Genomic DNA, 23,054 nt, shown 5'->3' with positions numbered 1-23,054 from the left:
CTCCTTAAAGCGATATAAAATGATTATAGATCGCAATCAGTTCTTCTTCAGTGAATGTAACTATAACTAACTGTTGTCCTGGTGTGATGAGGTTGGGGTTATCCCCTAGAATTCCTTTTTCGTAATTATAGATATAAGTTTGGTCTACTTTATTTTTAAGTATTTGGCCCAAAAAAGAACTACGCTTATTGTCTAATTTCTCATCGGCGTCTTTTGGAATATCAACGGTGACTGTTTTGTCGAGTCCCGGCAACACAAGCCCACGTGTAAATGTGCTCATCAATCCATGTTGAATAATTCCCCAAAGCCCTTCGATATCGGCTTCATTCACCGCATGAATAAAGTAGATATTGTTCGCTGCTTGATCAGGATTGTCGAGTAACTCTTGTAATTTTATCTGGTTCTCTAAAGAGAGCGCCGCGAGTGGGTCATCGCTATTGGGTTGAGCGGTTGAACCGGCAGTTTTAATGATATTTATATGGCTAGAAACGGCAAAGGTTGCGGTCCCATCTTCAGCAATGGCATCGGGGTTTGCTGGCGTATTTTCTTCTGGAATTGTATCGAGTCGATCGACGCTCTTTTTTGGTAGCCTGAGAAGCTGGTCGGATGTAACAAAGTTATCCGCTGCGCCAATATCTATGGGCTGTTCAGCGCCTTGAGTTAAGGTATTAATATGCTTTTTGGCATTTGGATTAGATTCTTCATGTTGCTCGGCAGATAGTGGTGAGGAAGTTTTTGATTCTTTTTCTTCTAAGAATAGATAAGCTGCCGCGCACAATGCAGCAATAACAATGACTATAAAAAAGCGTTGCATTCTATCTTCCTCTAACAAATTTATTAATACGATGTTCCATAATGTAGCCCTATGTTGGCAATATTAAAATAGTTAAAAATATAGTTAGTGGTATGTTTTGTTTCTCCTAGCAGTTATTTTTTGTAATAAATTCAATACTTTTTCTATTATAAGACTACTCAAAATACTATTTTTTAAATACAATTGATAATTATTATCATTATTGTTTAAGGTTGTGTCTTGTGAGTTTGTATAGTCCTTCGGTCGATAGGTTAGAGTTACTTGAGTTAGTAGATAGACAGCGATTTGGTGTTGAGTATCAACCGATTATAGATACCTGTAGTGGTGCGGTTATAGGTTACGAGGCTTTAGCACGCTTCTTTAATCACCAAGGAGATCTGGTTGCTCCTCTTCATATATTTCAGTTATTACATGATAGTCCGCTGATGCTGGCCCAAGTTGAGTTACAGCTAAAACGGTTGCAGATTAGATTTAGGCCTAAAAATAGCACGCTTTTTCTTAATCTTGATCCCCATGCTTTTTCTGTATTCGGGCCGGTTGAGAACGAGAATGTTATGGCTAAAATGTTGACGGATAATCAAGATTTAGTAATAGAGCTAATTGAAAATACAGATTTAAATGATGCGCATATTAGTAATGAAGTAGCCACGTTTATGCATCACAAGGGTGTTGCTATCGCACTGGATGATGTGGGTGCCCCAGGCACAATGGTCTCTTTGAATATTTTGAGTAATGTAGATTTTATTAAATTTGACCGACATTGGATCAGTGGTGATAGTTGTCAAAGCAAGAGTATGAAGCAGTTGTTTAAAAGTCTAATTGGATATGCCCAGTTAAGTGGTAAAAAAACTATATTGGAAGGTGTTGAATCTGCAGAAGATCTAGCCTACGCGGCTAAAATTGGTGTTGATTATGTGCAAGGTTTTTTTTACAAAGAGTTGTTTGTAAATGAGCATTGTGGAAATAAAGGTACGTTATAGTTTAAACAGGGCATGAGACCTAGCCGAACGCCTAAGTACGCAAACTGCCTAAATTCCACTATCTTTAATGTTTAATAATCTCGCGTGTTGATGGATATGATTGAGAAAATTGAAGATATTTTAAGATTCTGGTTTGGCACAGTGGAAAACGGTTTTCCAGTGAATGATCGCAGTAAATTATGGTGGTCAGGCGATGCTGAAAATGACCGCCTAGTCTCTGAACTTTTTGGTCATCGTGTTCATCAAGCATTACGTGGTGAGCTGGATGAATGGGCAAGTTCGCCGCGAGGGCGACTTGCCTTAATTATTTTATTGGATCAGTTTACGCGTACTATATTCAGGGGTTCTGAAGATGCATTTTCTGGTGATACTCAGGCGTTAGCCCTATGTATAGAGGGACGTAAGCTGGGGCATGATCAGGCATTAGAGGTTGTTGAAAGAGCGTTTTTCTATATGCCATTTGAGCATGCCGAGCAGTTGGATCTACAGCAGCTAAGTATTGAATGCTTTGAACAGATGCTATTTGAAGTCTCAGGAGTCAATAAGATCTACATGGAAAACTGGTTGGATTTTGCCCATCAGCATTATGACCAAATTAATCGTTTTGGTCGTTTTCCGCATCGTAATGAAGTATTGGGTCGCAGCTCTACACCTGAAGAATTGGCCTTTTTGCTACAGACTAAGAATCGCTGGGGGCAATGATTGTTGCGCTTAGAATAAATTGTCTTGTTTTTTTGCTGGGAGCCAAGGATTAAACAAGCAACTTCCTGGACGTTGTTTTTCTAATTGATTAACAAAGTATGCTGCGAGTTCAGGGGCCTCAGCATTATCCGGTGTGTGAAAAAAGAAAAAGGGAGTTTTGCCCTCATCCATCCAGTGGATGGCTTTATTGATCCAAGGCGTTAAATAGTCCGTACCTAGCTCCCAGTCTAAGGGGGTAATAAAGCGAACCATGGGATACTTTGAAGTCGCTATGGCGTGAACGGGGAGCTTCGGTTTATGCATTTTTGCTTTTAAACTGATGGGATCTTCTGATGGGTCATGGAATAGTCCGCGGGTATCGAAGCTAATACGATTAATATCGTAGGTGGCAAGTAATTGATTAAAATACTTCTCAGTCTCGCCCTTATCAAAGAAACAAGTATTTCTGACTTCTACAGCATAGTTAAACTCTTTAGGTATTTTGATTAAAAAGTCTGATAAGGCTTGCAGGTTATGTTCATCAAAAGAGGCGGGTAACTGTATGCACAAAAGCCCAAGCTGCTCATGCAGTGGGGCGAGCCTATTTAAAAATGCTAAGGTTTCTTGTTCGGATGATTTGAGGTGGTTTAAATGGGTAATCTGCTGAGGGAATTTAAAGCAAAAGCGAAATTCCTTATCGGCTTCATCTACCCAGCGCTTTACTGTATCTATTTTAGGTAAACCATAAAATGTGCTATTTCCCTCCACACTACTGAAGTGGCGAGAATAGGTTTTTAATATATGTTCACTTGGCGAGCGTTTCGGCATGTTCTGTTGCCAAGCAGCATGCTGCCATTGAGTTAGACCAATATAAGAGTGTTGTTTCTTCACGTGATTAGGCACAAATGTATAGAGATGAAGTTATATAGTATGTACTTATAATTGCTGTACGTTAACATGCTAACATGTGGATTATATTTAATTTTAAGTGGATTTTAGAGAGATATTAAATGGATTTCGCCTCACTAGTCGGAATTGTTTCCGGTTTAGCTTTAATTATTTCAGCCATTATTATGGGCGGCAGTTCTGATGTTTTTGTCAATGTCCCAGGGATGATGATTGTCGCTGGTGGCACCATCGCTGCGACACTATTAACTGTACAGTTCAAAGACGTAACTAACGCATTTAAGGGTGCATTTATTGTTTTCACCCAAGATAAAACCAATCAGCAAGAGATGATAGATACGATGCTGGAGTTGAGCCGTATCAGTCATCGTCACGGATTGATGAAAGTAGGCGATGTAGAAAGTTCATCTCCTGTTTTAAAGCGTGCTTGTATGCTCCTTGCTGAGGCAGCGTCCGAGCAGGTTATTCGGAACACTATTCAAAATGAGATCGATTCTCTTATTGCTAGGCACTACGCAACACAAGATGTGTTCCGAAAAATGGCGGCTTATGCACCAGCGTTTGGCATGTTAGGAACATTGATTGGGCTTATTCAGATGCTAAGTGAGTTAGATAACCCTGACACTATTGGCCCAGCGATGGCGGTTGCGCTGTTAACCACCTTTTATGGGTCGTTATTAGCAACAATGGTTTTTTTACCTATCGCTGGTAAGTTGAAATCAAGAACCTTACTTGAGGTGACAAACCTTGAAATTATTCGTGAGGGTTGTATCAGCATTTTAACAAATGACCACTATATGCATGTTTATGAACAACTGTCGTCATATATTCCAGCCGCCAAGCGGAAAAAGTTAAGGCAAGGTAAAAGTAAGACTGCAGAAAAATAAGGGAGTATAAATTATGGATTCTAAAACGACCCTTATAGAGGAAAATGAAACAGCTGATTGGCTTTATACTTTTGCTGATTTAATGACCTTGCTGTTGGTTTTCTTTGTGCTGCTTTTTTCTCTTTCAAACATTGAGGTTGAACGTTTTCAAATTGCTTCTCGTTCATTAAATGAAGCATTTCAGGGTGAGTCTGGTGCAAATAGTATTATCGAGTTTCCCCATGAAGCTCCAGTAAAGCCAGAAATTCCTGATGAGATTGAAGAGCGCTTGCCCACGTCCCGTTTGTCTGAGGAGAAAGAGGACAAACCTATGGAGAATGAAGCAGAAAACCTTAATTCTGCACTACAGAGTTTAAATGATGATCTTGCCGAGCAGTTAAAGATAGATGTTTTAAATGAAGCGGTTGAAATCGGCTCTCCTAAAGATGGCAAGGTGATTATTAAGGTTAGTGGGGACCTGTTGTTTCCCTCAGGTTCTGCAGAGTTTAATCCAGAAATGATGCCCGTGCTTGATTCCATGGTGTTGACGCTTAAGAAAAATGCAGAGATTAAATTAAGTGTTCATGGGCATACAGACAATGTACCTATAGAGACTGCCAGGTTTCCTTCGAATTGGGATCTTTCAGCTATTAGGGCAACTAACGTATTGAGGTATCTGGTTAGGGGTGGGCTTGAAGTCGAGCGTGTCTCGGCTACAGGTTATGGCGATTCTAGACCACTTGTACCAAACGATAGTGTTGAAAATAGAGCGCAAAATAGACGTTTGGAATTTGTATTAGAGAGACAGGCAGAATGAAGATCCCTATAGAACTGGAATTAAGTGATGACGAAAATAGGCGTAATGCCTATAGAGCGCCCGTTGATGATAAAGTATCAATGACGATTGATGACAAGCCTGTCACGCTGTTAGATATTTCAGAAACCGGTGTGGCTTTTGAAACAACTGATCATCTATCAGGGAAGATTGAAAATGCAGTTATTCTATTTACTTTAGATAAAAGCTATCGTCTTAAACCGGCTTTAAATGTTTCTTTCTGTGGCGCGGGGCGCTGTGGTGCTGAGTTTGATGGTCTCTCTGAAAAGGCAAGTTTGGTTTTATCTGAGTTAATAATAGACATTCAAAAAACACGTATCCGGCAGGCAGCAGAAGATAAATTTCAAGTAATTGATAAAGAGTAATTTAGTTAATCGTTGAAAATATTAAAAAAAGCTTGAGGTTTGCGGAGTGGGTCTGTAGTATTCGCACCACGTTGATGCGGGGTGGAGCAGCTTGGTAGCTCGTCGGGCTCATAACCCGAAGGTCGTTGGTTCAAATCCAGCCCCCGCTACCAGATTAGAGAAAGCCGATTTAGTGAATGCTAAGTCGGCTTTTTTGCGTCTGGAGTTTATAGTTTTTAAAAGATGTAGCTCGGTAGCTTGTCGGGCTCAGCTCTTGTAACCCCAGGCGAAGGTCGTTGGTTCAAATCCAGCCCCCGCTACCAGATTAGAGAAAGCCGATTTAGTGAATGCTAAGTCGGCTTTTTTGCGTCTGGAGTTTATAGTTTTTAAAAGATGTAGCTCGGTAGCTTGTCGGGCTCAGCTCTTGTAACCCCAGGCGAAGGTCGTTGGTTCAAATCCAGCCCCCGCTACCAGATTAGAGAAAGCCGATTTAGTGAATGCTAAGTCGGCTTTTTTGCGTCTGGAGTTTATGGTTTTTAAAAGATGGAGTTCGGTAGCTCGTCGGGCTCAGCTCTTGTAACCCCAGGCGAAGGTCGTTGGTTCAAATCCAGCCCCCGCTACCAGATTAGAGAAAGCCGATTTAGTGAATGCTAAGTCGGCTTTTTTGCGTCTGGAGTTTATGGTTTTTAAAAGATGTAGCTCGGTAGCTCGTCGGGCTCAGCTCTTGTAACCCCAGGCGAAGGTCGTTGGTTCAAATCCAGCCCCCGCTACCAGATTAGAGAAAGCCGATTTAGTGAATACTAAGTCGGCTTTTTTGCGTCTGGAGTTTATGGTTTTTAAAAGATGTAGCTTGGTAGCTCGTCGGGCTCAGCGCTTGTAATCCCAGGCGAAGGTCGTTGGTTCAAACCGGCCCCCGCTACCAGATTAGAGACAGCCGATTTAGTGAATGCTAAGTCGGCTTTTTTGCGTCTAGCCTTTGCTTATTTAATGCTTACTTAATCCTGTTACTCATCATTTGTTACCCCTCTTAACAAATGGCTGAATAAAGTAATATCTTTGCTAATGTTATGACAGTGCATTTTTTTGCATCATTACCTAACTATATTTTTCGTTTGTTAATTGTGTATTGAGAAAATAATAGAAAGTTGGTTGGGATAAGTGCTTTTTCTCATAAAGCCAGCCTATCCTGTCTATAGCCATTTCTAAATGGCGTGTAGTGACTAGGTAGTTAATACTAAGTCGCCACTGAGGTATGCAATTAGCCAATCGTTTTTTACGCGGAGAGATTAAAGATGAAAACTGAGCGCTTAGAGTTTGTTGGGCATGATGGTTCTACGTTAGCGGCGAGGTTGGATCTACCTGTTGGAAAGCCCGCAGCGTACGCTCTTTTTGCCCATTGTTTTACCTGCTCTAAGGATATACCCGCCGCACGTAGAATTGCTCAGCGTTTAGCATCTCTAGGTATTGCGGTTTTACGTTTTGATTTTACTGGATTAGGGCATTCAGAGGGTGAATTTGCTAATACAGGGTTTAGCTCAAATGTAGAGGATTTATTGGCAGCGGTTAATTTTTTACGTGAAAAGTATGAAGCACCGCAGTTACTGATTGGTCACTCATTAGGAGGGGCTGCAATACTAACTGCAGCAAAAGGTATACCTGAGGCGAAAGCTGTCGTGACTATAGGTGCTCCTGCTGAGCCTGATCATGTGTTGCATAATTTCAGTCATCATGTGAGTGATATTTGTTCTGAAGGTCAGGCCGAGGTCAGTCTTGGGGGGCGTGCTTTTACTATTAAGCGTTCTTTTGTAGATGATATTTCGGGTACTTCGTTAGAGGAGAGTGTAGGTCATCTTAAAAAGGCCCTGTTGGTTATGCATGCTCCTTTAGACGAAACGGTCGATTTAGAAAATGCGGCTAGGTTATTTAAAATGGCCAAGCACCCTAAAAGCTTCGTTACTTTAGATAATGCCGACCATCTGCTTTCACGTCCTGAAGATGCAGAATATGCTGCTGAATTAATATCTGCATGGGTACAACGTTATATAGATGTGGCTTTATTGCCAAAACTTATGAATGCCCCAGAGGGGGTTACGCGTGTCAGCGAAGCGGATCCTAGTAGTTTCACCCAAGATATTAGTGTTGAGGGGCATCATCTAATAGCTGATGAACCTGAAAGTTATGGTGGTAATTATCTAGGTCCAAGCCCTTACCAATTGGTAGCAGCCGGTTTGGGAGCTTGTACATCTATGACGATTCGAATGTACGCACGACAAAAGAAGATCCCTTTAGATCATGTTCAAGTGGATGTGAGTCACAGTAAAATTCATGCACAAGATTGTTCTAGCTGTGAACAAGAGAAGGGGAAGGTCGATCAATTTGTGCGTCAAATTACGCTGACAGGTGATCTGTTGGATGAACAGCGTCAACGATTACTTGAAATTGCTGATCGTTGTCCTGTTCATCGGACATTGGAAGGTAAAATTCACATTATGACGGTACTTGTCTGAGGTTAAGGTGGCAGCCGGTTGAAGTTCTGAATTATAAAAGTGATTTCTTGAGCTTTAATGGAACCATCGGTAGAATTTCGGGTCTTCTTATAAGGCATAAGAAAATAGTTTCTTATGCCTTTTTTTATGTTTGATGGGTGATTAATTTATGCAAGCTCAGTTCCCTACCATTGAAGATTATATTGGTCAGACCCCGTTAGTGCGCTTACAGCGTATTGGTCAAGGTCGGGGTAATGTGATTTTGTGCAAGTTAGAGGGAAATAATCCAGCAGGCTCAGTAAAAGATCGCCCCGCTTTAAGCATGATTCAGCACGCAGAAACACGCGGACAAATTAAGCCTGGTGATACTTTAATCGAAGCAACATCAGGTAATACAGGTATCGCTTTAGCCATGGCTGCTGCGATTAAAGGCTATAAGATGAAGCTCATTATGCCGGACAACTCAAGTGCCGAGCGTAAAGCATCAATGACAGCCTATGGAGCAGAGTTAATCCCAGTCTCGAAAGAGGCGGGGATGGAAGGCGCCAGAGATCTTGCTTTAGCTATGCAAGTAAAAGGTGAAGGGATTGTACTCGATCAGTTTTCCAATATGGATAATCCTGAAGCGCATTATCAAGGTACAGGCCCTGAAATTTGGCAGCAAACCCAGGGAAAAATAACTCATTTTGTCAGTGCTATGGGTACTACAGGCACGATTATGGGCACATCACGCTTCTTAAAAGAGCAAAATGAAGCGGTTCAAGTAGTTGGTCTTCAGCCTAGTGACGGCGCTCAGATACCCGGTATTCGACGTTGGCCTCAAGAGTATTTACCTAAAATTTTTGATGAAAGCCGTGTCGACCTTGTGTTGGATATTGATCAAAACGAAGCGGAAGAAACTATGCGTGCACTAGCGCAGAAGGAAGGAATTTTCTGTGGTGTCTCCTCTGGTGGGTCGGTAGCTGGGGCTTTACGTTTGGCTCAAGAGGTCGAGAACGCGGTGATCGTCTGTATTATTTGCGATAGAGGTGACCGTTATCTATCCACTGGGGTCTTTAATTAGTTTCCTTAGATAACGTATGTAACTTTAAAAGCCCTTAGGGGCTTTTTTTATAAGGCTGATTTATCTGGGTATAAATCGTGCTTGCTGTTTGTTTTTGATAGAGCGAGGGGAAACAGATTCGCGATTTTATCTTATAAAGAATAGAATGGCCGACCACAGGATAAGGGTTGAATAACAGGGAAGAGCCCATATTTTCTTGTCTAATAAGAATAATAATAAAAGATGCGGCTTAATTTTTGGGAGTAGCAGTTTTTATGGCGCAGGTTCATCATGGTTAAAGTTCGCCAAGATCAACCCATTAGAGATGATGGGTCCGTTGATATAGAGTTATGGTTAGAACACCTTCAAGATTTAACAGATATTGATGACATCGATGCCGTTCGTCGTGCCTGTGAAATGGCCAAAAAGGCACAGAAAAGTACCGATGAAGTAGAAGATGTTTGGGCTGAAAACACGGAAGGTTGCTTTCGAACCGGTCTGGAGATGGCACAAATTCTTGCTGATCTTCATCAGGATCAAGAATCCCTGATTGCTGCAATTCTCTATCGTGCCGTTCGTGAACGTAAGCTTCCTATGGAACGTGTACGTAAACAGTTTGGTAAGCCTATAGCCCAGTTGATTATGGGCGTCCTGCAGATGGCGGCGATTGGCAGCCGTAAGAATCCTCGTATTGATGACAATGTTTTGGGTAGTGACACAACCCAAATGGATAACCTGCGTAAAATGCTTGTGGCAATGATTGATGATGTGCGTGTTGCACTCATTAAAATTGCAGAGCGTACTTGTGCTATTCGAGGAGTTAAAAATGGCTCTCGTCGGAAGCGTTATTTAGTTGCGCGCGAAGTTTTTGATATCTATGCCCCTCTCGCTCATCGTTTAGGCATAGGTCATATTAAATGGGAGCTGGAAGACCTTTCTTTTCGCTACCTAAAGCCCAATGACTATAAACATATTGCGAATTTGTTAGATGAGAAGCGTCTTGATCGTCAAGATTATATCGACCAAATTGTTGTTCGTTTAGAAAGTGAGCTTGAAAACGCCAATATTGACGGTGAAGTTAACGGTCGAGCTAAGCATATTTATAGTATTTGGCGGAAGATGCAGCGTAAGAATATTGAATTCAGCCAAGTCTATGATGTTCGGGCTGTTCGTATTTTGGTGCCAGAAAGTCGTGATTGCTATGCAGCGCTTGGGATTGTGCATAGTTTATGGCGCAATATACCCCATGAGTTTGACGATTATATCGCATCCCCTAAACCGAACGGTTATCGCTCATTACATACAGCGGTGTTTGGTTTAGATGGAAAAGTCTTAGAAATTCAGATCCGTACCTTTGATATGCACGAAGAAGCCGAGCTTGGCGTATGTGCGCACCACCTTTATAAAGGGACGGACACTAAATCCAACAGCGATGCCTACGAAGACAAGATCGCGTGGTTGCGTCAAGTACTTGAATGGCATGATGATCTTGGCGAAAGTGAAGGCTTTGGCGAGATGCTACGCGGCGATGTTGTGCAAGACCGCTTATATATATTTACACCGGATGGCCATGTAATCGACATGCCTAAAGGGGCGACACCAATCGATTTTGCTTACCGTGTACATACTGAGATTGGCCACCGTTGTCGTGGCGCTAAAATTAATGGCCGTATAGTGCCATTGAATAGGCGTTTACATACGGGCGATCAAGTTGAAATCATGACCGGTAGTGAAGAGCGCCCGCGCCGTGATTGGTTAAATATGAATTTAGGCTTTGTTACGACGCCTCGTGCACGGGCTAAAGTTGCGCATTGGTTTAAGTTTCAAGCAAAAGAGCAGAATGCCGATGCTGGCCGCGCAATGGTGGTTAAAGAGTTTAAGCGTCTGGCGATTGATCTGGAAGAATTAAACTTTTCTAAGATTTGTGAACAGGTCAACTACAAAAATATCGAAGATATGTATGCGGCCTTAGGCGCCGGTGATCTTAGACTTTCTCAAATTATCAATTCCGCACAAAGTCAGATTCTGTCTGATGAAGCAGATGAGCAGTTAGATCTTGCATTACCTGTTCTCCATGAAGCCGAAATAAGACCCGAAGGGTTGAAGGTTCGTGGTGTCGGTAACTTATTATCGACTATGGCGAGCTGTTGTAAGCCGGTTCTCGGTGATCAAATTGCCGGCTATATTACACAAGGGCGTGGAATATCTGTCCACAGAGAAGATTGTAGTAATTTTATCCAGCTACAAGAGAAAGAGCCGGAAAGAATTATTGAAGTTGATTGGGGTGAGTCGGGCGAAACAACATACCCTGTTGATATTTTCATTGAAGCCTTTGACCGCCCAGGTCTATTGCGTGATGTTATGCTGATTATGGCGGCTGAAAATGTAAATATCGTTGCTGCTAATACGCTCTCTGATAAGCATGAAAACATTGCTCGATTGACGTTAACTGTGGAGATCTCCAGCTTAGATCTGTTGGGGCGTGTGATGGATAAAGTGAATCAAGTTTCCAATGTTATGGAAGTTCATCGTCAGCGTAGTGGTGTTATTCGTTAATTACATTTCACATAGTGTGATATGAGGCCGTTGGTAATGCAGCAAACTTATACAATTGATGATCTGACTTACCTTATGTCCCGCTTGCGGGATCCTGAGCATGGCTGTCCTTGGGATCTTAAACAGGATTTCGCCTCTATTGTTCCCCATACGCTTGAAGAAGCTTATGAAGTGGCTGATGCGATTGAGCGTAAAGATTGGACTCATCTAAACGATGAACTAGGCGACCTACTGTTTCAGGTGATCTTTTATGCTCAGTTAGGGGATGAAACTGAACGCTTTGATTTCTCCACCATTGTTTCTAATCTTGTGACTAAGCTGGTTCGTCGTCATCCGCATGTTTTTCCTGATGGTACATTGCATTCTCCCCCTGCTGAGCGAGCGTTGACTGACGACGAGATTAAGCAAAACTGGGAGAGAATCAAGCAACAGGAAAGGGATGGTAAAGAAGATCTTGGTGTGAGCCGTGTGCTGGATGATATTCCCAAAGCATTACCGGGATTAAGTCGTGCTGTTAAATTACAAAAACGTGCCTCTCAAGTAGGTTTTGATTGGAATGATGCAGAGTTAGTACTAGATAAGATCGAAGAGGAGTTGGCGGAGTTACGCGAAGCTATCCAATCGGGTAATCAGGCTGCAGTAGCGGATGAAATGGGTGATGTTATTTTTGCCCAAGTTAATTTAGCGCGACATTTAGGTGTTAATCCCGAAGATGCTGTCCGTGGTACTAATCAGAAGTTTGAGCGTCGCTTTGGTTTTGTAGAAGGTCGGGTACGTGAATCAGGCAAAGGGTGGTCAGACTTCTCGTTAAATGAACTCGATCAATTTTGGGATCAAGCTAAAGCAAAAGGATTGTAAAAGGTGACGCCGTTTCAGTGGTTTCTTATCGCTTTCGTTATCATTCTAAGTTTAGGCTATTGGAACTGGCAGAAAACGGATCAGCAGCTTAAACAGCTCCAAGCTACGGGTTTTACTATTAGTGAAGATCTCAAGGGCTCGCCACGACTTCTATTAGATCTTAAGCGCCGTGAAATTGCGGTGGTTGGGCCAACAAATTATGAAATTATTTCCCTATCTGCGCTAGAAAAATTAGAGGTTATCTACGATAGTGGAACGGAAGTTGACCAAAACTACCGACTCGCACTTTATCGTACTGGGGATAAGCAACCTTATAAAGAGATCGCTTATTCTGATGAGTGGATGGCAGAGAAGCAGCTTAAAAAAATCCATTCGTTTTTATGATCGATTAGCATTACCTCTCCCTATTTATCTATGGCATTTCTTCTGTTGTATGAGACTAATCACCTGAAAAGCCAGTGTTTTTATTCTTTTTAATGGGGTAGCATCGAGTTAATCAGATGCTAATTTCTGCGTCAGGAGGGGTATATGACCGATCTGCACGAAGCTTTACGTGATGATGTTCGAATGTTAGGTGCTAGCTTAGGTGACACAATCAAGGCTCACTTAGGTGACGAGTTATTTGAAAAAATAGAAACAGTACGCCAATTGGCAAAGGCCGGACGAAATACCGCTGAGCCTGAACATGAGAAGCTACTGCACGCGTTAAAAGGTTTGAGCGAAGATGATGTGCTTCCCTTATCACGTGCATTTACTCAGTTTTTGAATTTAGCCAATATTGCAGAAGAACACCATCGAGTACGTCGCCATCTAGAAGAAACCGATGTGTGTACACCCGATTCCCTATGTACTTTATTTGCTCAACTGCGTCAGAAAGGCTTTTCGCCGCAGAACATTACTGATGCCTTCAGTAAAATGCAGATTGATTTAGTACTCACGGCTCATCCAACAGAAGTAAACCGTCGAACCTTGATCCAGAAATATGATGATATTACTGAATGCCTACGGCGTTTGGATCGTGGTGATGAAGGTGCGCAACATCGTCTTGATGAGCTTATACGCCAGATCTGGCATACCGATGAGATCCGAAAACAGCGGCCTACACCGGTTGATGAAGCTAAATGGGGTTTTGCTGTTATAGAAAACTCCCTTTGGACTGCTGTACCTAAATTTTTGCGCCGTTTAGATTCTCAGCTGAATGAAACATTAGGTGAAAACCTACCGCTAGATTGCTCACCTATTCGTTTTGCATCATGGATGGGGGGAGATCGTGATGGAAACCCAAATGTTACGGCGAAAGTAACGGAAGAGGTTCTGCTCTTATCCCGCTGGATGGCCGCGGATCTTTATCTTAATGATATAGATATGTTACGTGCCGAACTTTCTATGTATCAAGCGAATAAAGAACTACGTAATCGAGTTGGTGATTGCGCAGAACCTTACCGTAAGTTATTGGGTGATGTGCGGGAAAAACTCTCTGCTACTAAAAACTGGGTGGCTAGGCAGCTTAACGGTAATAGGGAAGAGGCCTGTGATATTTTTGTCCGTGAAGAGGAGTTATTGGAGCCTCTCATGTTGTGCTATCGCTCGCTACAAGAATGTGGAATGGGGGTAATAGCCGAAAGTGCTCTAGAAGATATTATCCGCCGCATCGCCTGTTTTGGTTTAACTCTGGTGAAACTCGATATTCGTCAGAGCTCAGATCGCCATGCCCAAGTGTTTGAAGAACTCTCGCAGTTTTATGGTTTAGGTTCATACAATGGTTGGAGTGAAGAGGGGCGTCAGAACTTCCTGTTAAAAGAGTTACAGAGCCGTCGTCCACTATTTCCTAAAGACTGGGCGCCTTCTGCAGAGGTGCAAGAGGTTATTGATACTTGCCAAGTCGTTGCTCAAGCCGAGCCAAATGCACTCGGGTCTTATGTCATCTCTATGGCCAGTACACCTTCTGATGTACTGGCGGTTATCCTATTGCTACGGGAAATGGGGATAGGTCATAACATGCGGGTTGTACCGCTCTTTGAAACCTTAGATGACTTAGAGAGTGCACGAGACTGCATTGATGCTCTGTTGAAGGTGGATTGGTATAAGGCCTATACGGAAGGCCATCAAGAGGTGATGATCGGTTATTCTGATTCATCAAAAGACGCTGGGCAGCTGGCCGCCGCATGGGGGCAGTTTCAGGCGCAAGAGGCTTTAACTCAATTATGTAAAGATCATGGTGTTCATTTAACGCTGTTTCATGGTCGAGGTGGTACGGTTGGTCGCGGTGGTGGTCCAAGTCATACGGCAATATTGGCACAGCCGCCGGGTTCTGTTGATCATAGCCTACGTTTAACTGAGCAGGGAGAGATGATCCGCTTTAAATACGGTATGCCTGATCTAGCTGTGCGTAACTTAGAGTTATGCACAGGGGCTGTACTTGAAGCAACCTTAGATCCAGCTCCAGGCCCAGAAGAATCTTGGCGCGTACAGATGGAGAGTATGGCGAAAAAAGGGCTAACGGATTATCGTGCTATTGTTCGTGAAGATCCTAGTTTTGTGCCTTATTTCCGTGCTGCAACGCCGGAACAGGAGTTAGCTAAGCTCCCCTTAGGGTCAAGACCGGCTAAGCGTCGCCAAGATGGCGGGGTGGAAAGTTTACGAGCGATCCCTTGGATCTTTGCTTGGACGCAAATTCGTCTTATGCTGCCTGCGTGGTTGGGCAGTGATACCGCTTTAGCTGAAGCGCTTAACGACGGGAGTAGTGGCAGTTTGGTCAAACAGATGTATCAGCAGTGGCCATTCTTTCGGTCCACTATAGATATGCTTGAAATGGTATTAGCCAAGAGCGATACCAATATTACGGCTTACTACGATAAACGCTTAGTCTCCCAAGAGCTGTGTACATTAGGTTCTAGCTTACGTAGTCGTTTATTGAATATAGTTGCCTTGATTAACACAATCAAAGAACAGGATAGCCTGCTCCAAGGTAATCCGGTTATTCGGCAATCTATCGATGTTAGGAACCCTTATATAGATCCATTACACTTTTTGCAGGCTGAGTTGCTGAATCGAGATCGTAATCAGCCGGATCAGCGTCTAGAGCAAGCATTAATGGTGACAATGGCAGGTATTTCAGCGGGGATGCGAAATACCGGCTAATAAGGTAGAGTAGTCGGCCCTACTTATTTAGGTTGGGTTGACTATCTGTTTGTTTTTTAAAATGATTGTCATTGTTTTTTGTACTGATTGATTAATTTTTCCGGACTTTAGTTTAGGGTTGGTAGTGCTAATGTCGAATTGTTCGACATTTGTGGCGTGGTATTGTCCGCAGTCAGCGTTTATTTGTAGCAAAGAATTTCTTGTTTTCGATAGCTTATATAGGTCGGGAACATAACCATTTTTCTATTTTTTTAAACTTATTAAGTTAGGAGTTTCCTGTATGCGTATTATTCTTCTGGGCGCACCAGGCGCAGGTAAAGGTACTCAGGCACAATACATCACTGAAAAGTATGATATTCCTCAGATCTCTACTGGTGATATGTTGCGCGCTGCAGTAAAAGCGGGTACCCCTCTGGGCGTGAAAGCCAAAGAAGTAATGGACGCTGGCCAGCTAGTTTCTGATGACATTATCATCGGTCTAGTTAAAGAGCGCATTACCGAAGCTGACTGTGCAAAAGGTTTTTTGTTTGACGGTTTCCCACGTACGCTTCCTCAGGCTGATGCGTTGAAAGATGCGGGCGTTAATATTGATGCGGTTGTCGAGATCGACGTTGCTGACGAAGAGATCGTTAAACGTATGGCGGGTCGCCGTGTACATCCGGGTTCCGGTCGTACTTACCATGTCATCTTCAACCCACCAAAAGTGGAAGGTAAAGATGATGTAACAGGTGAAGACCTTGTGCAACGTGCTGATGATGCGGAAGATACCGTTCGTGATCGTCTAAACGTTTACCATGATCAAACAGCACCACTGATTAATTACTACAAAGGTTGGGGCGAAACAGATGCCGCAACAGCACCTGCATATATCTATGTAGCGGGCGTTGGCTCTGTAGATGACATTCGTGACAAAGTATTTGAAGGCTTAGCTAGCGTCTAACCCTCAAATCTTTAGTCATTTAAAAGCCGTACCTGAAAGGGTGCGGTTTTTTTATGCCCAAATGATCGTTTTAATAGGCTTTTACGTATAGTTTGGGGATAATAATCGGCCAAAGTAGAAGGAATATCGTTGAATGAGTCAATCTGAAAAAACTGCAGTCGTTTTAGTTAATCTAGGCACACCAGATAAGGCCGAACCTAGTGCGGTACGACGTTATTTAAAAGAGTTTTTGTCTGACTCGCGGGTTGTTGAAGGTAAAGGGCTGCGCCGTCTGCTTTGGCTAAGTGTGTTAAATGGCATTATTCTTAATCTACGGCCGAAAAAGGTCGCTAAAGCCTACGCTAGCATTTGGGAAGATGACTCGCCCATGCGCAAAATTCTAGATAAGCAGGTGGCTGAGCTACACCTCCTGCTGCAAAAAAACTATGGTGACACGGCCCCCGATGTATTTGCAGCCATGACCTATGGTTTGCCTAACCTAACAGCGCGATTAGAAAAACTGTCCGAAAGCGGTTATAAAAAAATCCTCATCGTGCCTATGTACCCACAATACTCAGCGACAACGACAGCACCTATCTATGATCAAGTGGCTAAGTACCAGTTAAAACAGCGTTGCGTGCTTGATATTCGTATTGTTAATTCCTATTACAGTCATCCTGCTTATATCAGCGCGTTGGCGAACCACATACAGCAGTTTAAAGAGCAGAACGGCACGGCAGATAAGTTACTCCTTTCCTACCACGGTATTCCTAAGGAATATGCGGATAAAGGTGATCCGTACCCTGCACAGTGTCATGAAACCTCTAAACTACTCGCCGCTAAGATGGGACTGACTGATAATGAGTGGGTAACCACCTTTCAATCGCGCTTTGGCCCCGCTGAGTGGATGCAGCCCTATACCGATAAAACCCTTGAGGCGCTGCCCGAAAAAGGGGTTAAAACACTGCATATTACCTGTCCGGCGTTTTCCGCAGACTGTCTAGAAACCCTAGAAGAGATCGCTATAGAAAACCGTGATGTGTTCCTGGAAGCGGGCGGCGAACAGTATGATTACATTCCTGCATTGAATGCGCAGGCCAGTTTTATAGACCTCTTGGCTGTCTTGGTAAAAGAACAAGCAGGCGATTGGGTAGGAGAGCGTTAATATGCAGTATGAACACCTATTTGGTATCCACGCGATCAATACTGTTTTAAAGCGCGATCCTAAACGAGTGCAGCGAATCCTTATTTTAAAGGGTCGCAATGATGAACGTATGCATAGCCTATTTGAAACGGCCATGAGCCATAAAATTCAAGTGGAGCAAGTAAGCAAACGTGAACTGGAAGAACTGGTTGAGGGTGGCGTACATCAAGGTGTTGTTGCCCTCTGTAAGCCGATTCCAACCCGGACTGAAAAGTACCTTGAGCAACTACTCGATAATTTAGATGAGCCCGCGTTTCTGTTAGTACTCGACGGCGTAACGGACCCGCATAACTTAGGCGCTTGCTTACGAACCGCTGATGCGGCGGGTGTTCATGCGGTGATCGCACCCAAAGATAAATCTGCTCCCCTCAATGCAACTGCATCAAAGGTCGCCTGTGGCGCTGCAGAAGTGGTTCCCTATGTATTGGTGACTAACTTGGCAAGAACCCTCAAAAGTTTGCAGCAGCGTGGTATCTGGACAACCGGTACCGCAGGCGAAACAGATCTGGATGTTTACAAAGCCAACCTAACTGGGCCAATGGCGCTGGTTATGGGGGCAGAAGGGCAAGGCATGCGCCGTTTAACCCGCGAACATTGCGATCAACTGGTTAAAATTCCTATGGCGGGGGAGGTGAGCAGCTTAAACGTATCTGTAGCGACGGGCATCTGCTTGTTTGAGGCGGTTAGGCAGAGGCAAAATTAAGCAATTCATAATCTAACACTTCACTATGGCCGACTAGCATTCGGCCAAAGGTTGGCCGCCTATAGGGACGATCTTAGTGTAGGAGCTCAGCCCCTGAGCGAATGTTTAAGCAAACTTCTGGCGAGGTTTTCCCTTTGTCTAAATAGGATATGATTAGATCAAAGCTAAGCGTGAATTAAAGGGGTTAAGTAAAGGGCTTTGAGCCCTTTATAAGGCACGGGAAAACCTAGGGCCAATGGACGTTTTATGTCAAAGAGTCTAACTCAACCGTCTCGTTGGGCTGTCTTTTAAAGCATGTCTGAATATAGATTAGATACAGGACCGCAACGATAGCGACGACAGCAAAGACTGATCGAATATTGCCAGGTAGTAGCTCTATAAAAGAGGTCAGAAATTGGCCTAGGAATACCGCCATCGCAAAGTAGGATAAGTTTTTTCCTCTATTGCTCGGAGCACTTTTTTCTACCGTCATATGGTTTAAAAGCGGGATCGATAAGCCAAAGCCGACACCAGAAAAAATACCACCAAGGATTAAAATGGAGGCTGTTTCTCCAAAGTAATAGGCGCAATGGGACAGGGCATAAAAACCGAAAGCGATGGATAATGTCCCCTTGTCCTGACAGCGAGTATATATTTTAGGTAGAAAATGGGCTGTGATAACGGCCATTAGTGAAACAAAGGCTAAGAAAAAGCCGATTTTATCTTCTGTGTATCCTGAGTGTTTCATCGTGATAGGGAGCACAACAAAGCCAGAAAAGAACAGCGTCATGGCAATACAAGAGGTGATGAAAATTGGCCTCAAAGAGACTTGCGTAGCCGTTGTAGATTGACGGTTTGCCGCGTCAGGGTCTGAGGGGTATTTATTCGGTACAAGTAATAACATCATCCCTAAGAAAACCCAAGCCAGGGCATAGAGTAAAAAAGGCTGATTCCAGCTGTTAATGGCCAATAAGCCAGCGGCAAATAAAAACACTACCCCACCTAATTCAACCGCCATCCCTTGCTTTGCCATCATAACGAGTCGCTTATGACCAAAATAGAACTGTGAGATCAACGTTGTGCTACCCGCCATGGTTAATGCGGTGACTGCGCCCAATAATATCCGGTTGATAAAAACCATCTCTGGGCCATACAACCATTGCCCTGAAATACCTAGAGCGCCATACAAAAATAGGGCAAGAGACGTACAGTGATAAGCGCCATATTTGTCAATAAGTCGTCCAGCGAAAGGCGCAAAAATTACCACGCCTAAAGAGGGAAGCGTTATTAATAAACTAGCGTAGTCTGTCATACCCAGGTGCAACGCAATGCTAGGTAGGGCGGGGGCAACGATGGATCCAACCATAATGGTTAGGCTGGAAATGCACAGCAGGGTGAGGCTCCCTAACGCGGAAAGGCGGGCCATAATAATTCCTAGTGAATGTCTGTTTTGAATAAGTTGAGGTTATTTTAAGTTGCTGGCTTTTATATTAGAAATGATTTAATTTTATAAAACCTATACATATTTGGTATGAATGAGTGGACGTTAAACCCTTAAAAAGCTTTGTGGCGGTTGCTTCATTAAAAAGCTTCTCGGCGGCAGCTAGAGAGTTACATACGGTGCAGCCTGCCATAAGTCGCCATATCGCGGCGCTCGAGGGTGAATTGGGTACACGCTTGTTCATCCGCAATACCCGTGATGTGAAAATAACAGCAGCGGGCCTTCAACTCTTGAGCGATGCAAAAAGCTTGTTGAAGCAATTTGAAGACGCTAAGAGTCGAGCGAAAAAAGCGGCAAAGGGGGAATTAGGGCAGTTAAGGGTGGGTTATTTACCGTCGGCTTGCCTGACGTTTATTCCCTACTTAGTTAAGCAATTTTATTCGCGCTTTCCCCATGTCGATATCAGTTTGTGTGAAATGACAGTGTCTGAGCAACTGACTGCTTTTAAGCATGATGAGATCGACATTGGTGTATCGCGTCCTTTGCCGGTAGATGGTGGTGATGGATTAGCCAGTCACCTTTTATATCAAGATCATTTATGCGTTGTTGTGCCTGAAGACCATGCAATGGCAGGGAGTCATCGAGTAAAGTTAAGCGACCTTCAAGCCGAAAATATTATTCTCTTTCATCGAGAAGAAGCCATAGGCTTGTTTGATACCATTATCCATTTATGTCAGGACAATGGTTTTTCGCCTAATTTGTCCGCTCAACCCAAGCATATGCAAACCTTATTGACGATGGTGGCGGCTGGATTAGGTATCGCTATTGCGCCTTATTGTGTGGCTAAACTTTATACTAAGGGCTGTTCTTTTATCAGAATAGAAAAAGATCAAACAGAGATATTGACGCAAATTCATTACCGAGAAAAAGGCCTTACGCCAACAGCTGAGGCTTTTGTTGAGTTAGCAAAGCAGTCTACTGATATTATTCAAGAACAGATGAAAGAGTGAAAAAATAGTCAGCAGGGACAGACACATCTAAACACTAGCATTCGGCCAAAGGTTGGCCGCCTATAGGGATGATCTTAGTGTAGGAGCTCAGCCCCTGAGCGAAATTGGGGTAAATAAGGCCAGCGTAGATTTATTAAGATCAGTTGTTCTACGGTTACTTTTCACAAGGATGCATACCCCTTAAGTTTGCTCTTTTCTGAGCTTGTTATTCCAAAGGATGCTTGTATTCCTATCTAGGCTAGGTTAAAAATATTTATAAATCAGATAGATGGATGTCTGGCATGGGTAGATAAACGTAGCCTTTTTGTATGGGCTATGCATATCAATTGTTAATACGCATGCTTGTTTTGTCACGGAAGAGTACGATCGAATTCTTTAGTTTCTCCTTCCTTTTCAAATAATTACATCTGTTTTTAATTAATAGCGATGTGGGTAGATACATGGACCCCTGTATATACAAATGTTATACGTTCTAGGAAAATATCGTGCTCGAGGGATTGTTCTCAATAGTTGCAGCAATAGTAGAAGGTTTTATTGCTTTAATTTCTGTATTAGTTGAATTCATTGCTGGCTTTTTTGTAGCGGCTGGAGAGACTCTGACATTAATTGATCTTGTTGCTGTATTAGTTATTTTCTTCTTCGAATTAATATTTTGGCTCATATTATGGATTGCTGAGTTAGTAGTATCTCTGTTTAAAAGGCGTAAGCCTAAGATAGTTAAAAAGCCAGTATTGTGGCGACCAAAGTCTAAACTTAAAAATATTAAAGACAGCTAGTAGCGTAAACACGTATAACAAACGCATCAAACCTGACTCCGCAAGCAGGCCGGTTTTTTGCAAAACAAACGGCGCAAAAAAGCGTCCAACTTGCTCCGCTGTTTATGCGAAGCGTTAACTATACAAGCGGATACTACAGGCCCGCTCTTGGACACAGAAAAATATGCCATCACCAAAAAACTATAATCAAATGCTTTCAAAGCTGGGGAAGAGGACGTTTCTTTGTACTCTAGTTTTTCTTGTCGCATTACGTTTCTTCGAGCTGGTTCCAAAAGTTGAAATTGATAGCTCGTTAGCACCTCCAGTCAAAGACCACAAGGAGTTGATAGAGTGGCTGTTTTCGTTTGGCGCTATACCTTTGATTGGTGCTGGCATAGCATGGTTCTGTAGCAGTTTTTTTGAAGTGCATAATAAATTGTCCAAAATTATTCAATTGCGATACTTATGGGATAGAGTTTCTATAGTTGCTCCTATGTTGAAAAGGACTGGATTAGAACAGGAGCTTAATCGGACCCGAGTTAGGGAAATAATGAACGGCCTTTACTATCCAGAAGTACAAAATATCGACCAACACTATGTCCATATTTTTTGGCGCTATGCGTTACAGTTTTGGGTTATTTTCGAGCACTTACTGGTAGTCCTCATAACAGTTATTGCCTTGTGGGTCGTCAATCGATCCATTCCTGATAAAGGTCTCTTTATTTATTTGGGGTTAGTGTTCTTGATTGCTGTAGTGCATTGGTTCTTCGTAGTCACTAATAAATCGAAAGATCAATCAGACCAAATACCTAGCCAGTCTATACGGTCGTTTTTTAAAAACTAGGGATGAATATGCGTTACAAAATCAAAGGAGTAGAGATTAGGAGTGAAAACGCCGCTAAACCTAGCAGTCAGAAATCTTCAGCAGTAAATGACTATATTGGAACTCTCTCGAATGCACCTTTGATACTAGACTTTGGGTGTGGGAAGCTTAGATATTCTGACACTCTAGTCTCGGTTGCATCGAAAGTTACATTTGTAGATTCTGATATTCAGCTAAATAGAGAGCAGGTTATACGCGGAGAACGAACTACAGTAAAGCAGTACGTTAAGTCGAACTACAGTGGATGTAAAACAATCCCCTATGAGAATCTAGAAAAACATAGATCTAAATATGATGTGATTACATGTACTAATGTTCTGTCGGCAATTCCTTGTAAAAAGACGATATCTGAAGTTATGGCACATATAAGTAGTCTTCTCAAAAAGGATGGCTTTGCCACTTTTGTAAATCAGCATAGAAGTTCTTATTTTAAAAAATATGAATCCGGAGAGAGAATGTTACATGGATATCTATATTCTGGATCGAAAGGTTCGTCATATTATGGAATCCTTGATAAGGCGGCTATTGAGCGGCTTCTAAAAAAGCATGGGTATGAGATTATTAAAACTTGGATTGTCGGTGAGAGTACATTTACCGAGGCAAGGCCAAATAGTTAACAAGGCCAGGCACAGCGACGACTTTTTCGTTCGA

The 23,054-nt window shown here is 42.8% G+C and carries 21 protein-coding genes and 1 tRNA gene; 19 read left to right on the top strand and 3 right to left on the bottom strand.

Annotation, left to right across the window (positions count from 1 at the left end; translation table 11 throughout):
• Positions 1-4 precede the first annotated feature (4 nt).
• Positions 5-814, bottom strand: coding sequence for a hypothetical protein (locus tag Q4486_RS01160; RefSeq protein ID WP_303416056.1), 810 nt, complete (start codon positions 812-814; stop codon positions 5-7).
• 221 nt (positions 815-1,035) lie between these two features.
• On the opposite strand from Q4486_RS01160, the gene Q4486_RS01155 reads away from it, so the two are divergent.
• Together Q4486_RS01155 and Q4486_RS01150 are read left to right on the top strand one after the other, a co-directional pair.
• Positions 1,036-1,794: an EAL domain-containing protein gene (locus Q4486_RS01155; RefSeq protein WP_303416057.1), complete on the top strand. Its 759-nt coding sequence runs from the start codon at positions 1,036-1,038 to the stop codon at positions 1,792-1,794.
• Positions 1,795-1,890: 96 nt separating this feature from the next.
• Positions 1,891-2,496, top strand: a complete 606-nt coding sequence (locus Q4486_RS01150; protein WP_303517741.1) for a DUF924 family protein — start codon at positions 1,891-1,893, stop codon at positions 2,494-2,496.
• Positions 2,497-2,505: 9 nt separating this feature from the next.
• Here Q4486_RS01150 and Q4486_RS01145 read toward each other — a convergent pair whose 3' ends face one another.
• Positions 2,506-3,366, bottom strand: a complete 861-nt coding sequence (locus Q4486_RS01145; protein ID WP_303416059.1) for a DUF72 domain-containing protein — start codon at positions 3,364-3,366, stop codon at positions 2,506-2,508.
• Between the two features lie 119 nt (positions 3,367-3,485).
• On the opposite strand from Q4486_RS01145, the gene Q4486_RS01140 reads away from it, so the two are divergent.
• The 13 genes from Q4486_RS01140 to rlmB all read left to right on the top strand — a co-directional run bounded on the left by Q4486_RS01140 (position 3,486) and on the right by rlmB (position 18,335).
• Positions 3,486-4,268 (top strand): motility protein A, encoded by a 783-nt coding sequence (locus Q4486_RS01140; RefSeq protein WP_303517739.1) that lies wholly within the window; start codon positions 3,486-3,488, stop codon positions 4,266-4,268.
• A 13-nt stretch (positions 4,269-4,281) separates the two neighbouring features.
• Positions 4,282-5,064 (top strand): OmpA family protein, encoded by a 783-nt coding sequence (locus Q4486_RS01135; RefSeq protein ID WP_303416061.1) that lies wholly within the window; start codon positions 4,282-4,284, stop codon positions 5,062-5,064.
• Positions 5,061-5,447 (top strand): PilZ domain-containing protein, encoded by a 387-nt coding sequence (locus Q4486_RS01130; protein WP_303416062.1) that lies wholly within the window; start codon positions 5,061-5,063, stop codon positions 5,445-5,447. Before Q4486_RS01135 ends, Q4486_RS01130 begins: the two co-directional genes overlap by 4 nt.
• Before the next feature lie 75 nt (positions 5,448-5,522).
• Positions 5,523-5,599: transfer RNA gene (locus Q4486_RS01125), tRNA-Met, on the top strand.
• Positions 5,600-6,718: 1,119 nt separating this feature from the next.
• Positions 6,719-7,933, top strand: a complete 1,215-nt coding sequence (locus Q4486_RS01120) for a bifunctional alpha/beta hydrolase/OsmC family protein (RefSeq protein WP_303517737.1) — start codon at positions 6,719-6,721, stop codon at positions 7,931-7,933.
• Positions 7,934-8,081: 148 nt separating this feature from the next.
• Entirely contained in the window at positions 8,082-8,975 is an 894-nt protein-coding gene (cysM, locus tag Q4486_RS01115; RefSeq protein WP_303517735.1) for a cysteine synthase CysM, read from the top strand.
• Positions 8,976-9,245: 270 nt separating this feature from the next.
• The gene (gene relA / locus Q4486_RS01110; protein ID WP_303416393.1) at positions 9,246-11,510 is read left to right on the top strand and encodes a GTP diphosphokinase; all 2,265 of its coding nucleotides are present in this window, start codon (positions 9,246-9,248) and stop codon (positions 11,508-11,510) included.
• Positions 11,511-11,546: 36 nt separating this feature from the next.
• Entirely contained in the window at positions 11,547-12,368 is an 822-nt protein-coding gene (gene mazG / locus Q4486_RS01105) for a nucleoside triphosphate pyrophosphohydrolase (protein WP_303517732.1), read from the top strand.
• A gap of 3 nt (positions 12,369-12,371) precedes the next feature.
• Positions 12,372-12,752 (top strand): hypothetical protein, encoded by a 381-nt coding sequence (locus Q4486_RS01100; protein WP_303416395.1) that lies wholly within the window; start codon positions 12,372-12,374, stop codon positions 12,750-12,752.
• Positions 12,753-12,896: 144 nt separating this feature from the next.
• Positions 12,897-15,509: a phosphoenolpyruvate carboxylase gene (gene ppc / locus Q4486_RS01095; protein WP_303517731.1), complete on the top strand. Its 2,613-nt coding sequence runs from the start codon at positions 12,897-12,899 to the stop codon at positions 15,507-15,509.
• Between the two features lie 280 nt (positions 15,510-15,789).
• Positions 15,790-16,449, top strand: a complete 660-nt coding sequence (adk, locus tag Q4486_RS01090) for an adenylate kinase (protein WP_303416397.1) — start codon at positions 15,790-15,792, stop codon at positions 16,447-16,449.
• 133 nt (positions 16,450-16,582) lie between these two features.
• On the top strand, positions 16,583-17,593 hold the full coding sequence (gene hemH, locus Q4486_RS01085) for a ferrochelatase (RefSeq protein WP_303416398.1): 1,011 nt from the start codon (positions 16,583-16,585) through the stop codon (positions 17,591-17,593).
• A 1-nt stretch (position 17,594) separates the two neighbouring features.
• Positions 17,595-18,335 (top strand): 23S rRNA (guanosine(2251)-2'-O)-methyltransferase RlmB, encoded by a 741-nt coding sequence (gene rlmB, locus Q4486_RS01080; protein WP_303416399.1) that lies wholly within the window; start codon positions 17,595-17,597, stop codon positions 18,333-18,335.
• 244 nt (positions 18,336-18,579) lie between these two features.
• Here rlmB and Q4486_RS01075 read toward each other — a convergent pair whose 3' ends face one another.
• Positions 18,580-19,740: an MFS transporter gene (locus tag Q4486_RS01075; RefSeq protein ID WP_303517729.1), complete on the bottom strand. Its 1,161-nt coding sequence runs from the start codon at positions 19,738-19,740 to the stop codon at positions 18,580-18,582.
• A 113-nt stretch (positions 19,741-19,853) separates the two neighbouring features.
• On the opposite strand from Q4486_RS01075, the gene Q4486_RS01070 reads away from it, so the two are divergent.
• From Q4486_RS01070 to Q4486_RS01055, 4 genes are all read left to right on the top strand, one after another.
• A complete protein-coding gene (locus tag Q4486_RS01070) occupies positions 19,854-20,765 on the top strand; it encodes a LysR family transcriptional regulator (protein WP_303517727.1) in 912 nt (303 codons plus the stop codon).
• 485 nt (positions 20,766-21,250) lie between these two features.
• Positions 21,251-21,541, top strand: coding sequence for a hypothetical protein (locus tag Q4486_RS01065; RefSeq protein WP_303517724.1), 291 nt, complete (start codon positions 21,251-21,253; stop codon positions 21,539-21,541).
• A gap of 163 nt (positions 21,542-21,704) precedes the next feature.
• Positions 21,705-22,364, top strand: coding sequence for a hypothetical protein (locus Q4486_RS01060; RefSeq protein WP_303517721.1), 660 nt, complete (start codon positions 21,705-21,707; stop codon positions 22,362-22,364).
• Between the two features lie 8 nt (positions 22,365-22,372).
• Positions 22,373-23,020 (top strand): class I SAM-dependent methyltransferase, encoded by a 648-nt coding sequence (locus Q4486_RS01055; protein WP_303517719.1) that lies wholly within the window; start codon positions 22,373-22,375, stop codon positions 23,018-23,020.
• Positions 23,021-23,054 lie beyond the last annotated feature (34 nt).

Origin of the sequence: Neptuniibacter sp. 2_MG-2023 (assembly GCF_030547495.1) — a bacterium.
GTDB lineage: Bacteria > Pseudomonadota > Gammaproteobacteria > Pseudomonadales > Balneatricaceae > Neptuniibacter.
Note: the sequence above shows the minus strand (reverse complement) of the source record. Positions and strands in the feature narration are given on the sequence as shown.